Raw genomic sequence first — 16106 nt, 5'->3', positions numbered from 1 at the left:
TCCCTGCTCACTCAACTGATTGATCCGAAACAACCGGTACCTTCCGGCGACACTCCCAGGCTTTCCCTGGGCAGTACGGTAATAAACGGTGGCAATTCAAATTGCTGGAAAAAGAACGGAATAATCAGCTGATGTTGAAAACCACTGACTTCACTTCTTACAAACGCGATATCCAGGTAGTTCGCTTCCGGATCCGCCATTACACCGCCTGTAACGGTGAGGTAATCGAGGTTAATGAGGTCTTCTGAGAGATCCCGAAGCACCGGACTGTTGCCGGAGGATCCCGGCTCATCGAACATCGCTACCCGCCGAATGGCGCTGTGCTCAACGGGGCAGACAACGGCAACCCGGGCTGCCCGGCGGCTGGTTTCATCCAGCGTATTCCAGACAAACATCAGACGACCGAACTCAATAGCCGCGAACAGCAGGATGAAAAACATCGCCCCGACCAGTGCGAACTCAACGGTATGCAAACCGGACTGCGATCTGATGTTCATAGCGCCCTCATCTGCACGGTGCCGTTCATTTCGAAAGCCACATCAATGGGGTCGCCGCCGTAGAAGGCAGGGATTCTTCCGACAATTGGCACGTAGTTGTATATGGCCCGGACCTCAACGTGGGCAGCGTCGGGGCTGGACACGCTGATATCGCCAGCCGACCAACCAGGCAGAAGCGGCTCGCCGGCGCCCAGGGTATTTCCAAACACCACCAAGTTGCTCACTTCCTGCACCAGGTCGCTATCAATGAAAATCAAACCCACACTGGCTTCCATGGCATTAGATGCTGCATGGCGCGCGCCATCCTGAGTCGCACGTGTCATGGTGTGGTACTGGTGGAAGGCCCAGCCCAACTCACTCACAGCGAAAACGACCAGAATCAGCAGAGGCGCCGTCAGCATGAATTCCAGCACGGCGATACCCTGTTGTTTCCCTGCTCTGTGATATGCCCTCATGACTTCACTCCTTGATTCGCCAATACCGCTCAGCTATCGAAGCTATCCGGATCCTTGTAGAGCTGGATAATGTGGGGCCCAAGTCCAGCGCCGGGGTTCGGCCCCGGCGTTCCGTTGCCGCCACAATCGTCCTTGAACTGGCCGTAGAACACGGCCTGCCCCGCCTGATTCATCCGGTCCACCATGTAAAAGCAGCTGAAGCCCAACAAATCCACCGAATCCTGCCCGTTGGCCAGTCCGTCACAGTTACCGACCGGCATGGTCAGGATTCGTCGGCCCGGCGCACCGCTCGGCGGTTGATCCGGAACAACGCTCTCGTATTGCGATTCGTACCAATCCAGGTCGTAGGCGGGCATTGTCTGGTTGTTGTAATCCGCTTCCGTATAGGTCTCATGGTTTGTGAACCAGTCTGGCGGGTAGTCGGTCGAGTTCACCGGGCCGTTATAGATACCCAGGCGGGTGTTGATACCCTGGGCAAACGGACCGACGGTATTGCCTGGCTCTGTTTCGATATCACCATCCCCCCCTGCGGACAGACAGGCGTCGAACTCTCCCGCAGCGGCTTTCCTTACGTCAGCGCCACCGCTGCTGCCATCAAGTCGGATCAGGTAGAAGTTGCCGTTCCCGACTTCCGATGAGGTGCCAGAACCGATTTTCAACTGCTCCACCTCCCCACGGGAGTAACCAAAGGTAGTGCCTGGGGGGCTTTCCTCCTGTGGAGTGCCACAGGCCATCATGGGCACCACATTGCAGGCTTTTTGCAGGGCCGGACTCGGACCGGCAACCGCAGTACCGGCGACCGCCAGCTCATCAAACCCGAGTACCGGGGCAAACCATTCTCCGACGTCATAATTGGCGACACTTGCCCTGACGTATTGTGCGGGTGTGGTGCCGGCCACAAACGGATTCAGCGTGGAAGAGAATTCGAGCACCAGGCTGAGATCGCCATTGCTGGAAGCTGCCCCCAGCCCTGCATTGCCTGGCGCGGCCACGTTGGCAACAAAAGTGGTGTGGCCCGCGCTGCCAGCCAGAGCCGTGTTACCGGTTTGATCCAGCACCTTGGCCGCACTGAGCGCAGCGGCGTCCAGGGCATTCTGGAGCCTCGTCTTTTCCAGGTGAGCATTGCTGATATCCAGCGCGAGGGCGGCCATGCCGAGAATGGCCACCAGGGATATAGCTGCCAGCGGCAGAATAGCACCTTGTTGTAACTGCCTGACCCCGTTTACCAGTACCATGGCTCACCCTCCCGTTCAGCGCTGGAATCAGTGCTGGAGCCCAAGACCAACACCGCCGCTCATATCCGGATTCAGTCGTTTGGGGTTGCCGGTATCCTCGCGATAGCTGTTGTATCCGGCTTCCGCTTTACGACCATCCAATACCGGCAACTCCCGGGTTTGCTGATCCGGCGAAACGTACTTCTGGGCCGAAATCATCTGGCGCACCGAGTTACCGAACTGGTCCTCGGAACTGGGCGAGGCACATCCGACCATCAGCAAGCCTGCTACCAGCCCTGCCACTACTGTCTTCCAATTGCGCTTGTAAGCTTCCATGGCTTCCACCTCAGAGTTCATGACCGAATTGTCCCTTCACACTTCCCTGCTGGGTCGACTTGGCACCGGTACCAGGCTCATGCCGGCCTTCGGTATAGCCCAGCAGGTAAAACTCCAGATCCGACGGCTCCACAAAATAATCCGTCGGCAGGGTGAACCGATCACGATCCACTGGCTTGGCAAAGTGCGGAGTGACCAGAATCACCAGTTCAGTTTTACCCTTGATGAATTCCTGACTGCGGAACAGGTTGCCCAACACTGGCAGGTCGCCCAACCCTGGGAATTTGTCCACCCGTTCCCTCAGGGTCTCGTTAATCAGCCCAGCCACCCCGATGGTCTGGCCATTGGCCAGTTCAACCGTGGATGACGCACTTCGACTAGTCAGGGCGTTGATGAAAAAGGTGGCAGATGTATCAGGTACTGCCAGCGCAATGGAGTTCTGGTTGCTCAGCTCGCTGACCTTGATGTTGAGCTTAAGGCTGATCATGTTGGAATCCAGTACCGTGGGCAGGAACCCGAGGCTGACGCCAAATTCCTTGAACTCAATTTTGATTCCATCATCACGCCCACTGCCAACCGGGATCGGGAACTCACCGCCTGCATGGAAGGTGGCTTCCTGGCCGGTGAGAGTGGTTAACGTAGGTTCAGCCAGAACCTTGGCCAGGTTATTTTCCTGTGCGGCGTCAATCACCAGATCAAACAGGGTGTCGCCGTCCAGGAAGCTGGCAAACAATCCGGTACTTTCAAAGGTCATGGATTCGCGAAGAATCTGCGTGGCCGGCAACCCGCCTGTTACGGTGTCAAACCCGCCACCCGGAATAAACGCGCCGGACGGAGCCAGTGCGGTGCCGTTGTTGCCGGCGCCAATGGTCAACAGGGAATTGGCATTGATGGCCTCGAATTTGGCGCCAATGCGCTTGAGGAAATCCCTTGAAACCTCGGCTACCTGAACCTCAAGCATGACCTGCTGCGCTCCACCCACTTGCATCATATTAAGCACTTTGCCTTCTTCACCGCCCTGATAGCTGCGAGCAAGATCAAGTGCCGCCATCATGCGGGCGGTACTGCTTACCTCACCACTCAGGATGATGGCCTCCTGCGACGACCTGACTTCGATCTCCTCATCGGGCAGGATCTGATGGAGCTTCGATTTCAAGCTTTCAAGGTCATGATTGACTTCAATGCCAACAGCGCTGACCACCTGATTGTCGTTATCCCACAGGGTCACGTTGGTAGTCCCCAGTTTCTTGCCCACTACGTAGAGTTGCCGCGAGCGCAGAATCAGGATATCGGCGATATCCGGGTTACCAACGGAGATCTTTGCTACCGGCTGCTCCAGGTAGAGAATCTGGGACTGGTTCAGGGCCACTTCCACAACCTGCCTGTCCATCCCGCTCGCGAGCATGACTTGAGCGCGGGCTCCTATCGGGAACACCAGTACGCACATCAAAGCCAGGCTGATCAGAAAGCCTTCCAGCGATATATTCCGCGCCTTTATTATCATGGTCACTCTCTCCTGTTTTACTTCCCGTCCGGCTGCTGCAATCCACTGGCAACCGCCACTCCACACATTCGGTTACATGGATACCTTCGAGGTGCTGACTTCCGTGCCACGAATGATCGTGACCCTGGATGAGGTGGCAACCACTCTCCGTGGCTTCGGCGCTGGCGCTTTCACCACGACTTCCTCTTTTACCGGTTCCGGCTCAAGTGCCGGGCGCTTGGTGTCGTCCAATGGATTCCGCAAGGCCAGTTGCACCACCCCTTCCTGAGTCGCTTTGATCAGCTCTTCAGCTTCGTCCGAGCTCAGTTCCAGGGTGACCGCCCGAACAATCACCGGCTTGTCTTTTTCCGGTGATGCGGTCTGGTCCACCGCCAGCACCTTGACGTTTTCCAGCAGGGTCTGGGACTGATAGCGGCGGTTTCCATTGGGAATGGCGGAAACCACATCCACCCGGTTACCGGGCATCAGGAAGCCCGCCACGCCAATGACATCGTTCACGCGGACTGTCACAGCCCGCTTGTTGGGCTCGATCACGGCTGACAACGCGCTGCCGCCGCCAAAAGCGACCACTTTTTCCTTGAGGATCACCTCACCGGGGTAAATGGTGGTCATCGCAACGGTACTCTCAATGGCAACGGGCTCTTCATAGGCCCCGGATGGCACCATGGATCTCGGCATATTGACCACTTTCAGGTCACTCTTTTCCAATTTCTTTCCGAAAGGAATCTGTAGCGCCGCCACCACCACGGGTACGCCATCGTCCGTGGCCGGCGATGCGAAGCGATCCACTGCCCAGCCCCTGGCCAGGTAGGCGGCGCCAAGCCCCATCAGCAACGCAAAAGAAAGCATGAGTAAAGTTCTTGATTTGAACATAGCGGTCACCCCACGTTATCCATGTGTACGAAGTAGTTTTGCCAGGCCCATCGGATGGACTCCCGGCTGAGCCTGGCCGGTAACCCGCGATACCGGCAGTAATCACTGACCAGACCGAGCAGGTCCCGGGGGTGACAGGGCAGCAGGACGTTGTCCTGCTTCGGGTATAGCTCTGTCATCATGATCCGGGTAACCTCAGGATCGTTTTCGATCGCCATCTCCTGGCAGACCTGTTGCCATAACCGCAGGTACGATTCCGGCTCCAGGGTTTTAAAACCGATTTTGTGCCCGATCCGGCGCAGGAAGGCTTCGTCTGCCAACTCGAGCGGGTTCAGGTTGGTGGAAAAAATCAACAACATGTCGAACGGAACAGCGAAGTGCTGCCCCGCCCTGAGATTCAGAAAGTCCCGCTTCTCCTCCATGGGAACGATCCAGCGATTCAGCAGATCCATATGGGACACCCGCTGTCTGCCCAGGTCATCAATCAGCAACATGCCGTTGCTGGCTTTGAGCTGTATGGGCGCCTGATACTGTTTCCGCTGTTCATCGAACTTCAGGTCCAGCATGTCCAGGGTCAGCTCACCACCGGTGGTGACCTCAGGGCGATGGCACAGAACGTATCGGGGATCATGGCCACTGGTGAGATGAACCGGGTCCTGCTCCTCGCCATGAACCGGATGATGGAACTCCGGATCAAACAGGCTGATAACGGTATCGCCCACCAGGATGGCGTATGGGACGTAGACCGGACCGGCAAGCAACCTGACCAGTTGGCGGGAGATATAACTCTTGCCACTGCCTGCCGGGCCGTAGATAAATATGGCACGACCGGAATGAACCGCCGGGCCCAGTTGGGCCAACAGGCGTTCCTCCACTACGGTATTGCTGAACAGCCGATGGATATCCTCTTCGGTCACAACGCATTTGGAGACCGACTGGCGCCGGACCAACGCCTCATAATCCGAAAGTAAAACCGGAGCCGGACCGCAGTATCCGTCACGTGACAACGCATCAAGCGCCACAGCGCGTCCCCGGTCGGTCAGAGCGTAGCGAAGGCCCTTGCCGGAAAGGTTCTCACTGCGGCTTTCCACCTTGGCTTCCTGCCGCAGCAGGTTTATCACCGGCTCCAAAACGGCACCGGGCAGCGCTGTATGACGGGATAACTGGTGCAGAGTCTGATTGCTGACCAGGTTAAGATGCTTCAGCAACAGATCCGCCACGAAGAAGTGATCCAGGCCTGTATCCTCAAGGGTGTGCGGCCTGGAAATCATTCTGGTTGCCAGGTAATCGACGCCCCAGTCTTCAGAGGGTATGAGTTCGGCTTCCATTGCTCACTCCTTACTTGGAATTTCTTTTGACTCCGGTCGTTAAATAACCGCCAGGGCCGTTCCGCAGGCAATTGCCAGCGCGTAGGGAAAACGGAGTCCGGCAGCCTCGCCAGGCGCCGGAGGAATGTAGCGTGGCTGCATTGTTGCCAGCGACATAAGCATTGATCTATAACGTCGAATCATTTGGAGAAGCCCACCTCTGACAGTGATGTAGATGAGTGCGATCACCCCACCAGCAATCACCGTCAGGATGGCGGCAAACGCCACCTGGGCGGGCCCGATGAGTACTCCTACAGCGGCCAGAAGCTTGACGTCCCCGGCCCCCATCGCACCAAACACATAAAACGGGAGGAAACATAAAAGCCCGACCAACAATCCTGCCAGTGCCTGCAAAAGACCGCCCAAATGTCCCATCCAGGTGTGTAAAACAATCCCCACAACAGCAAGACAAACGATCAGCCAGTTAGGGATGCGACTTTCAGAGCAATCAAATACCACTGCAGCCACAAGGCCACTGATCAGGATTGCGGTAATGCCGGCTCCTCCATCCATGACTCCCCCCCTCTTCCAGAAATCAAGCGGGACCAAAATGATCCCGCTTTCTCAGCACCCAAGTGCATTTACTGAGTAGTTCCCCCAGTTGGTGCACCGTTTTCAATGATTCCGGTGATTTCACCGATCTTGAGCGCTACCGCTTGGCCAAGCTCCGAAAACGCTGTCACGGTCAACACGACAATCAACGAACCTGCCACCGCATACTCCGACAGCTCCAGGCCTTCCTCATCACGAATAAACTGAACTACTTTTTCCTTGAAGTTTTTCATTTTGTTACTCCTGCAGTCGTTAGACGAGCTTCCTTTGTTGTACAGCCACCATTCCGTGCGCTGTACCAACGATCATAGAAAGGGCCAGGATTAACCGTTAGGAGTATTCTGGTGAAAAAATAGGAGGATCTTGCAAACCCGGTCAGAGCTTGACCGGGTCACTGACTGAGAGCTGGAAAGGGAGGGCAGCCTCACCACGGGCGGTAAGCCATTTATGGCGATACTGGGTCGGCGTCATGCCGGTGTGTCGGTAGAACATCTTGGTGAAATGGGAGGCATCATGGAAACCGACGGACCAGCAAACGTCCATGATGGTGGCACTGTTGTTGTGTAACAGCGTGGTCGCCTTTTCAATGCGGCGCCGCATGATGTAATCCTGGAAGGTAATGCCGTACACCCGCTTGAACGCCCTGCTCAGTTGATAGCTGTTGGTGCCGCACCGTTCGGCTATATCCGCCTGCATCAGTTTGTCGGCCAGGTGTTGTTCAATGTAGGAGGCTGCGGATTCAACCGTTTTGTCCTCGCCGCGGTGCTTCTGGAAGCGGGCGTCGTCAGGCAGGGGCTGCTTCTGATGGATTGTGTTGCGGCGGTCGCGGTTTGAGGATTCCGCCAGAAGCCGGTCCAGCCGGTTGAGGGATTCAACCACGGTGCCTTCGTTAACCGGCTTTACAAAGTAATCCCAGACCCGGGTTCGCAGGGCCCAAACGGCCAGGGCCTCAGAGTGCTGTTCGGTAAACATCACCATCGGTATCGAGGCAAAATCCCGTTTTGCCTCGCTCAACATCGAGAGACTGGGTATGTCCGGAAAGTCGAACTCAAAACAGGTAATGTATCGTCCCTCGGATGCATAGACCGCTTCGAGATCGTCCTGCTTCGTTACACAGACCAGCGGGAAACGCCGCTCAATCACCCTGACAACCGCCGGGTCTGCCCCATACTGCGTGGCATCCACCAGCACAACGGTAGCTTTTTCCATCCCTACAACCCCTTCTTCCTACTTGTTTTCGGGTTGCCTTCCTTGTCGAGTCGCCAGTTCTCTCCGGATCTGGTGGGGAACAACATGTACTTTTTTTAATATTTTTTGTGACGTGCCTCTCATAGATAGGTAATGCACTTAGACATGTCAATAATATCGATACCAGATTTAACAATCTTTGATATTTAAACGAATAAGGGCCGCACGTATGTGCGGCCCTTATTCGATCCCACCAAAGGCTTGGATGGCTGTACGCCTCAACCGAGGTTCTTTTTTACGAACTTCTGGATTTCACCCACAATGCCCGACTGGAAGGCAATCACGGTCAGCACAAAGATGCCGCCCAGGATGGGGTCTACCCAATCCCCCAACGGGCCCTGGGATAACTGGTATTCCAGGTTAACCACGAAGGTAGCGCCAAATACAGGGCCCAGAAGCGTGCCTGTTCCGCCCAGCAGGGTCATCAGGATAACCTCGCCCGACATATGCCAGTGCGCATCATTCAGCGAAGCTAGCTGGAAGACAACGGTTTTCACAGACCCCGCCAACCCGGCCAGCCCGGCAGACATGACAAACGCCAGTACCTTGTACTGGTTGACGTTATAACCCAGGGACACAGCCCGGGGTTCGTTCTGCTTGATGGCTTTGAGAACCTGACCAAAAGGCGATCCTACAACTCTCTGCACCAGCAGGTAGCCCCCCAGGAAAACGGCCAGCACGAAATAGTACATCGCCAGGTTATTTTCCAGGTCAATAAACCCGAACAGGTAGCCCCTGGGCACACCGTGCATGCCGTCCTCACCACCAGTAAACGGCGCCTGGACGAACATGAAGTACACCAACTGGGCCAGTGCCAGGGTGATCATCGCAAAATAGATACCTTGCCTGCGTATGGCCACCAGGGCGAAAAACACACCCAGCACGGTAGCAGCAACGGTGCCCACGATAATGCCCATTTCCGTTGTCAATCCGGAGTAGTTAGACAGCAGGTAGCCGGTGGTATAGCTCCCGGTCGCCAGGAACGCCGCGTGCCCGAAGGACAGCAAGCCAGTGAAACCCAGCAGCAGGTTGAAAGCCACCGCGAACAGGGCAAAACACAGAATCTTCATCAGGAAGACCGGGTAGAACACCGCCGGTGCAATCAGCAGGAGCGCCAGCAACACCAGATTGAGTATGTGCTTGCGACGCTGATCCGCTTTCTGCTTTTGCAGCATGCTCTTCTGGATATCGCTCTGGTTGACAGGGTTGTCCATGATTACGCCTCCTTACCGAACAGGCCCGACGGGCGAATCAACAACACAACAACCATCACCAGGAAAATGACCGCCGAGGAGAACTCGGGGTAGAAAACCTTGGTAAAGCCTTCAATGACCCCCATCAGCAAGCCGGTAATAATGGCGCCCGCTATGGATCCCATGCCGCCGATGACGACCACCGCAAACACCACGATTAGAATATTCGACCCCATGCCCGGATTCACGGAATAGATCGGCGCTGCCAGGACACCGGCGAAGGCGGCGATCATGACGCCAAAACCGTAGGTCAGGCTGACCAGCAAAGGCACGTTAATGCCGAACCCCTGCATCAGTTGGGCGTCTTCGGTGCCAGCTCTCAGATAGGATCCCAACTTGGTTTTCTCAATCATGAACCAGGTGCCAAAACAGACCAGCAGTGCCATGAAAATGACCCAGGCCCGGTAGTACGGCAGGAACATGAAATCCAGTTTGAACCCGCCCTGGAAGATGTCCGGCATGGAGTAACGCATGCCGGATACTCCGTAAATATTGGTCAGGATACCCTGGATCATCAGGGCCACGCCGAACGTGAGCAGCAGGCTGTAGATATGGTCCTGGCCGGCAATCCGACGTAACAGAAAATACTCGATCAGCATACCAAAGCAACCAACCACCACAGGGGCCAGGAACAGGGCGACCCAGTAGTTGATGCCCATGGCATCAAACATAATGACCGTGACCATCGCGCCGAGCATATACATGGCGCCATGGGCAAAGTTAATGATTTTGAGCAGGCCGAAAATAACCGCCAGCCCAAGGCTCAACAGGGCATAGAACGCACCGTTGATTATCCCGAGCAATAGCTGGCCGAACAGCACAGCAACGGGAACTCCCAGAATCATGGACATGTTGCAAACTCCAAAAGCAGTGCAAACCAGGTAGCCGGTCTGCGAATCTGCAGGTTCCAGAGTTCGCCCCGCCGGGGTTGCGGGGCGAACCGTTGGTCAATACCTCAGTTCTTGGATACGAGTGAACACTGGCTCTCAGACAGCGGGCGGTATGCCTCGTCTCCCGGGATAGTGCGGACAATCTTGTAGAGATCCCACTCGTTCTCAGACTCTTCCGGAGTTTTCACTTCCGCCAGGTACATGTCATGGACCATGCGGCCGTCTTCGCGAATCCGGCCATTGGTGGCGAACATATCGTTGATGGGAGTATCCATCATCTGCTTACGTACGGTCTGGGCATCATCCGAGCCGGTTGCCTTCACTGCATTCAGGTATTGTATGGTGCTGGAGTAGATGCCCGCATGCACCATGGTCGGACGTACGCCGGTTTCTTCCATGAAGCGGTCGGCCCACTTGCGGGCTTCTTCATTCATGTCCCAGTACCAGCCAGTGGTCAACTGAATTCCCTGAGCGGACTCAACACCCAACGCGTGTACGTCGGTGAGGAACAGCAAGAGAGCGGCCAGGGTCTGACCGGATTGGGTCAGGCCAAATTCACCGGCCGTGGTGATGGCGTTCGTGGTATCGGAGCCGGCGTTCGCCAGGGCAACCACATCTGCACCGGAGGACTGTGCCTGCAGGATGTAGGAGGAAAAATCCGATGTCGGGAATGGATGACGGGCAGTCTTGACCACCTTGCCACCGTTTTCCTCGACTACTTTGGTAACGTCCCCTTCCAGGGCGTGACCAAAGGCGTAATCCGCCGTCAGGATAAACCACTCTTTACCCCCCTCCTGCACAACGGCCTTTGCGGTACCGTTCGCCAGTGGGTAGGTGTCGTAAACGTAATGAATATGGTTCGGGGTGCAGTGCTCGTTGGTAATGCTGGAGGCCGCAGAGCCGGACACAATGCCCAGGCTGTCGTTCTCTTCCAGAAGTTTGGTCACTGCGATAGTGACGGAGGAAGCAACCATACCTGCAACCAGATCCACATTCTCATTCTCCAGCCAGCGGCGTACCGTGCTGGAGGCAGAATCCGGGCTGTTCCGGTCATCGGCACTGACCACCTCGATCTTCGCGCCGTTTACTTTACCGCCAAAATCAGCGATGGCCATCTCAAGGGCTTTAAGACCATTGGGACCGGCCAGATCACGGTAGGTGCCCGACATGTCCGCCAGGTAACCGATTTTCACGGTGTCGTCAGAAATGTCAGCCTGGGCGCTCCCGACCATCATGGCTGAAGCAATCGCTGTTGTGAGGAGCTTTTTCATAATTGTCATTGTTGTGTCTCCGCTACTGTTGTTGTCGTTCCGTTGGTTGTATCAGGTTTTCGTTGTTGATTTGCTCTCTTGTTCTCCGGGCCTTAAACGCCCAGATAGCTATCCAGTACCGACTGCTTGGCCTCAAGCTCGTCGGCACTGATTTCCTCCACAATCTGGCCGTGCTCCATCACGTAGTGACGGTCCGCCAGGGGTGCGGCGAAATGAAAATTCTGTTCCACCAGGACAATCGTCAGTCCCTTGTTCTTGAGTTTAATCAGCACTTCTCCCAGTTTCTCGACAATCACCGGGGCCAGGCCCTCGGTGATCTCATCCAGCAGCAGCATATTGGCGCCGGTCCTGAGGATGCGTGCCATGGCCAGCATCTGCTGCTCACCGCCGGAGAGCTTGGTGCCCTGGCTGAAACGACGCTCGTACAGGTTCGGGAACATGCTGTAGATTTCTTCCAGACTCATGCCGCCGCTGCGTACCACAGGGGGCAGGGTCAGGTTTTCCTGAACGTTGAGTGCGGAAAAAATGCCCCGGTGTTCGGGGCAATACCCAACACCCAACCTGGCAATATGGTGGGGCTGACAGGTCATGGTTTCGTTGCCGTTGATCATGATCGAGCCGGTGCGGCGGCCGACCATGTTCATGATGGCTTTCAGCGTTGTGCTGCGCCCTGCCCCGTTGCGCCCCAACAGGGTAACCAGTTCGCCACGGTGCACCACCAAATCGATGCCGTGGAGAATGTGGGATTCACCGTAGAAGGCGTGAAGCCCGGAAACTCTGAGTTGTTCGTATTCTTTGTCCGACCCCAGACTCATTCGACTGCCTCCTGAGTGCTCTTCGCGGTCCCCATGTAAACTTCCCGCACACGGGGATCCTCGGAGACTTCCTGATACTCCCCTTCCGTCAGCACGGCCCCCTGGGCCAGAACGGTAATCCGGTCACACAGCTTGCTGACCACCCCGAGATTATGCTCAACCATCAGCACGGTCCGCCCTTCAGCGGCCTTGCGCACCAGTTCCACGACCCGCTCCACGTCTTCGCCACCCATGCCCTGGGTTGGCTCATCAAGCAACAGCAACTCCGGCTCCATGGCCAGCGTGGTGGCCAGCTCCAGGGCACGTTTCCGGCCATACGCGAGTTCAACCGTGGTGGTGTTGGCGAATTCGGTGAGTCCTACGGAGTCGAGCAGTTCCATGCAGCGCTCATTCAGTTTGTTCAGGCTGCCTCCCGACTTCCAGAACTGGAACGTGTTGCCCTCAAAACTCTGTAACGCCACACGAATGTTTTCCAGTGCGGTCATATGGGGAAAGACCGCTGAAATCTGAAAGGAACGGACCACGCCCCTGCGAGCGATGGCGGCGGACTTCATCGCGGTGATGTCCTTGCCGTTGAACAGGATCGTGCCTCGTGTCGGGGGGAGAAACTTGGTCAACAGGTTGAAGACGGTCGTCTTACCCGCGCCGTTTGGCCCGATCAGGGCATGGATATGGCCGCGCTGAACCTTGAGGTTCACGTCGTCGACTGCAACGAAGCCTTTGAATTCTTTTACAAGGCCGCGGGTCTCAAGTACGAACTGGTCACTCATGGTGACACCCCACCTTTTGTTATTGTTGTACATGAAAACTAATAATTACAGATTAGGTTAACGTATACGTAAACGTCAATATTAATCTGTGGATTTTTCGGCACTCAGCCCGGCCAGGAATTCACACACCAGTTGCACCATCTCCTCAGGGTGTTCCAGGTGCGGCGAGTGTCCGGTTTCCGGTAGAAAAACCGGTGTGGCCGAATCACCAATTCCCTCGACAATCGCTGTCACCTGTTCGGGAACGCCATACTCATCATCCTCTCCCTGAATGATCATAGACGGGCACTGGATGGCGTCCAGCCAACGGCTGAAATCCATGTATTCCTGGAACCCCTTATCCAGCCAGATGGTGTGCCAGGCATTAAAAATATCATCGGTGCGCTCGCCATGATGGCGCAGCAATTTCTCGCGCAGCCCTTCTTCCCGATAGCGAGTCTGCATTTCCTGGATGCCCGAGACAGTCAGGTGATCGGCCCAGGTATGGGCCGCCATGGTGATTAACCCTTTTACCCGGTCACCGAGCGCACCGGCGGCAATCAGGGCTATCGAACCGCCGTCACTGTGGCCGATCAGGATGACTTCCCGTAGTTCAAGCACGTCCAGCAGGCGCGGCAATAAGACAGAGCCCTCATCCTCCTGATAGGTGTACGGCCGTGGGAGCACTTCATCCGTGGACAGACCGTAGCCCCGGCGTTCGTATATGAGAGCATCCAGCCCTGACGCCCTGGCCAGGCGCTCCGGAAATTTCCGCCAAAGGGCAATATTGCCCAGAGATTCATGCAGAAAAACCAGGGTTGGGCCAGCGCTCGCTTGATGGCGGATTCGCCGGACCTGAAACGCCACACCTTCACCCAAAGGCACCGACATATCACGAATCTGCATGGCGTTACCGATTGGGTGGAATGGAATAGGTCATGGTGGAATGGGCTACGGGTTCCTCAACACCTTCGGAATATACGAACACCTCGCCAACTCCCATGGTGCGCCCCACTTTCAACATCGTTGCCCTGGCCCATATCGGGGCATGGGCGACCGGTTTGCGCAGGAAGTTGATATTGAGATTCGTCGTCACCGCCAGCGGGACCAGGCCAATCTTGCTGAGCAGTGCGGCATAAAGCGTGACATCCGCCAGCCCCATCATGGCCGGGCCAGACACCGTTCCGCCCGGACGCAGGTGCCCTTCATCCACTTCCAGTTTCATCTCGGCCCAGCCGTCCCCGAGTTTCTGCAGGGAGCCGTAAGCGGCCCCCTGGGGAAACTGCTCATCAAGGAAGGCCTGCAGCTCTTCAAACGTGATGATCATGCGTCGGACTCGTCCTTTGCACGGTTACGCAGCACAAAGCGCTGAATCTTGCCGCTGGGTGTCTTCGGAAGCTCGTCCACGAACTCGATTTCACGGGGATAGGCGTGGGTGGAAAGCCGGCGGCGTACCAATTCCTGAAGTTCATCTTTCAGCGCCTGATCTTCCGTCGGCTCCTGGCCACTCTTGATCACCACATAGGCCTTGATGATAGACCCCCGCTTTTCGTCGGGCTTGCCAACAACGCCGGATTCCGCAACCGCGGCATGTTCCAGGAGGGTGCTTTCAACGTCTGCAGGGCCAACCCGGTATCCGGCTGTGGTGATGATATCGTCATCACGTCCACTGAAAGAGAAGCCGCCATCGCCATGGCAGACCACCATGTCACCGGTCAGGTAATAGCCGTTCACAAACGGGTCTTTCTCGCCCCAGGTGTAGCCGTCGAAATGGAACAGTGGCGATGCTTTAACATCCACAGCGAGCTGGCCGATTTCGCCCTCACCGACTTCTTCGTTTTTCTCGTTCAGGGCCACCACTTTATGCCCCGGGGACGAGAATCCCATGGAACCCTGGCGCACCGGGTGCTCAAGGCCATGGAAGTTGCAGCAGGTCATGCCGGTTTCCGTCTGGCCATAATGATCCTTGACCGGACAGTAGTGACGGTTCTTGATCCAGTTAACCACTTCCGGGTTCAGCGGCTCGCCAGCGCTGCTGGCTACCCTGAGCCCAAGATTCTCGCCTGCAGGCAACACGTGATCATTGGCCTTGAGCAAACGGTAGGCCGTGGGCGCAGCCGCCAGGTTGGTGATTTTGTATTTGCGGATCATGTCGTAGGTGGATTCCGGGGTGAAAGCGCCCGGGTTGAAGTGGGTGGCGTGGCCCATCAACAGCGGTCCGACCACGGCGTAGTACAGGCCATAGGCCCAGCCCGGGTCAGCCACGTTCCAGAACACGTCGTCATCCCGCAAGTCGATGGCGTACCTCATGTACACATAGAACGCCAATAGCGCCTTGGCCGGCACAGCCACACCCTTGGCCTTACCCACGGTTCCGGAAGTAAACATCTGCAGGAACGGATCCGAGCCCTTGATCATCACGGGTTCAAACTCGGGGGACTGCTCTTCCAGGGTCTGCTCGAAATCGGGTATTTCGGACCCAGCCTGATCCGCTTCCAGGCACAGCACCGGCGGGCACTGGTTAACTTCCTTCAGCTTGGGATAGTTCGTCGGATCGGTCACCACCAGTTTTGTATCGGCGCGCTCCAGGCGATACTCAATGGCGCCGGAGCCAAACGCGGTAAACAGGGGCTGGTATACCGCCCCGGCGCGCAGGGCGCCAGCGATCACCACCAGCAACTCGGGGCTGCGTGGCAACAAACCAGCCACCCGGTCGCCCTTGCCGATACCCCGTGACTTCAGATAATTCGCGAAGCGGGCGGATTTTTCTTTCAGCTCCGCAAAAGTCAGGGCGCCGTCGCCGCCACCGTCCTTTTCGTAATAAAGCGCCACTCTTTGTGGGTCCGCCGCCCACTTGTCGCAGATTTCGTGGCATACGTTCAGCCCGGATTCCAGGCGTCCATCCAGGATCTCCGCTTCCAGGGCTGCGGCATCAAAATTGTTATAAACCGTTGTGTATTCCGGGAGGCTCATTCTCAACTCCTGTTGTTTTTATCGTTGAATGCTGACCTCTAGGTTTAGCACAGGGTCTTGTTTACGTAAAGGTAAACTTTAGACCAAAAAATCAGGTTGCCGAGCCGTC

Annotated in this window: 18 protein-coding genes; all 18 read right to left on the bottom strand. The window is 56.4% G+C overall.

Annotated elements, in window-relative coordinates; all coding sequences use genetic code 11:
* Nucleotides 1-11: 11 nt before the first annotated feature.
* A complete protein-coding gene (locus ACJO3M_RS14850; protein WP_407002167.1) occupies nt 12-497 on the bottom strand; it encodes a TadE/TadG family type IV pilus assembly protein in 486 nt (161 codons plus the stop codon).
* On the bottom strand, nt 494-952 hold the full coding sequence (locus ACJO3M_RS14845; protein WP_407002166.1) for a TadE/TadG family type IV pilus assembly protein: 459 nt from the start codon (nt 950-952) through the stop codon (nt 494-496). The genes ACJO3M_RS14850 and ACJO3M_RS14845 overlap by 4 nt, the downstream gene beginning before the upstream one ends.
* Nucleotides 953-981: 29 nt before the next feature.
* Nucleotides 982-2187, bottom strand: coding sequence for a Tad domain-containing protein (locus ACJO3M_RS14840; RefSeq protein WP_407002165.1), 1206 nt, complete (start codon nt 2185-2187; stop codon nt 982-984).
* A gap of 27 nt (nt 2188-2214) precedes the next feature.
* Nucleotides 2215-2523 (bottom strand): hypothetical protein, encoded by a 309-nt coding sequence (locus tag ACJO3M_RS14835; protein WP_407002164.1) that lies wholly within the window; start codon nt 2521-2523, stop codon nt 2215-2217.
* On the bottom strand, nt 2513-4006 hold the full coding sequence (locus ACJO3M_RS14830; protein ID WP_407002163.1) for a type II and III secretion system protein family protein: 1494 nt from the start codon (nt 4004-4006) through the stop codon (nt 2513-2515). The genes ACJO3M_RS14835 and ACJO3M_RS14830 overlap by 11 nt, the downstream gene beginning before the upstream one ends.
* Nucleotides 4007-4078: 72 nt before the next feature.
* Nucleotides 4079-4855 (bottom strand): Flp pilus assembly protein CpaB, encoded by a 777-nt coding sequence (gene cpaB, locus ACJO3M_RS14825; protein ID WP_407002162.1) that lies wholly within the window; start codon nt 4853-4855, stop codon nt 4079-4081.
* Between the two features lie 29 nt (nt 4856-4884).
* Nucleotides 4885-6207: a DUF8689 domain-containing protein gene (locus ACJO3M_RS14820; protein WP_407002161.1), complete on the bottom strand. Its 1323-nt coding sequence runs from the start codon at nt 6205-6207 to the stop codon at nt 4885-4887.
* 39 nt (nt 6208-6246) lie between these two features.
* The gene (locus ACJO3M_RS14815) at nt 6247-6759 is read right to left on the bottom strand and encodes an A24 family peptidase (RefSeq protein ID WP_407002160.1); all 513 of its coding nucleotides are present in this window, start codon (nt 6757-6759) and stop codon (nt 6247-6249) included.
* Between the two features lie 68 nt (nt 6760-6827).
* Nucleotides 6828-7031, bottom strand: coding sequence for a Flp family type IVb pilin (locus ACJO3M_RS14810; protein WP_407002159.1), 204 nt, complete (start codon nt 7029-7031; stop codon nt 6828-6830).
* A 142-nt stretch (nt 7032-7173) separates the two neighbouring features.
* Entirely contained in the window at nt 7174-8007 is an 834-nt protein-coding gene (locus ACJO3M_RS14805; RefSeq protein WP_407002158.1) for an AraC family transcriptional regulator, read from the bottom strand.
* Between the two features lie 257 nt (nt 8008-8264).
* On the bottom strand, nt 8265-9260 hold the full coding sequence (locus ACJO3M_RS14800; protein WP_407002157.1) for a branched-chain amino acid ABC transporter permease: 996 nt from the start codon (nt 9258-9260) through the stop codon (nt 8265-8267).
* A gap of 2 nt (nt 9261-9262) precedes the next feature.
* Nucleotides 9263-10150, bottom strand: coding sequence for a branched-chain amino acid ABC transporter permease (locus ACJO3M_RS14795; RefSeq protein ID WP_406988635.1), 888 nt, complete (start codon nt 10148-10150; stop codon nt 9263-9265).
* Between the two features lie 104 nt (nt 10151-10254).
* On the bottom strand, nt 10255-11469 hold the full coding sequence (locus ACJO3M_RS14790; protein ID WP_407002156.1) for an ABC transporter substrate-binding protein: 1215 nt from the start codon (nt 11467-11469) through the stop codon (nt 10255-10257).
* An 83-nt stretch (nt 11470-11552) separates the two neighbouring features.
* Nucleotides 11553-12275, bottom strand: a complete 723-nt coding sequence (locus tag ACJO3M_RS14785) for an ABC transporter ATP-binding protein (RefSeq protein WP_407002155.1) — start codon at nt 12273-12275, stop codon at nt 11553-11555.
* Nucleotides 12272-13045 carry an ABC transporter ATP-binding protein gene (locus tag ACJO3M_RS14780; RefSeq protein WP_407002154.1) on the bottom strand — a complete coding sequence of 258 codons (774 nt, stop codon included), beginning with the start codon at nt 13043-13045 and terminating at the stop codon, nt 12272-12274. Before ACJO3M_RS14780 ends, ACJO3M_RS14785 begins: the two co-directional genes overlap by 4 nt.
* 81 nt (nt 13046-13126) lie before the next feature.
* Entirely contained in the window at nt 13127-13930 is an 804-nt protein-coding gene (locus ACJO3M_RS14775) for an alpha/beta fold hydrolase (RefSeq protein WP_407002153.1), read from the bottom strand.
* Nucleotides 13931-13934: 4 nt separating this feature from the next.
* Nucleotides 13935-14351, bottom strand: coding sequence for a PaaI family thioesterase (locus ACJO3M_RS14770; protein ID WP_407002152.1), 417 nt, complete (start codon nt 14349-14351; stop codon nt 13935-13937).
* Nucleotides 14348-15997, bottom strand: coding sequence for an AMP-binding protein (locus ACJO3M_RS14765; protein WP_407002151.1), 1650 nt, complete (start codon nt 15995-15997; stop codon nt 14348-14350). The genes ACJO3M_RS14770 and ACJO3M_RS14765 overlap by 4 nt, the downstream gene beginning before the upstream one ends.
* Between the last annotated feature and the right edge of the window lie 109 nt (nt 15998-16106).

It is taken from the genome of Marinobacter alkalisoli, from assembly GCF_045449795.1.
In the GTDB taxonomy this organism is placed as follows: Bacteria; Pseudomonadota; Gammaproteobacteria; order Pseudomonadales; family Oleiphilaceae; genus Marinobacter.
Note: the sequence above shows the minus strand (reverse complement) of the source record. Positions and strands in the feature narration are given on the sequence as shown.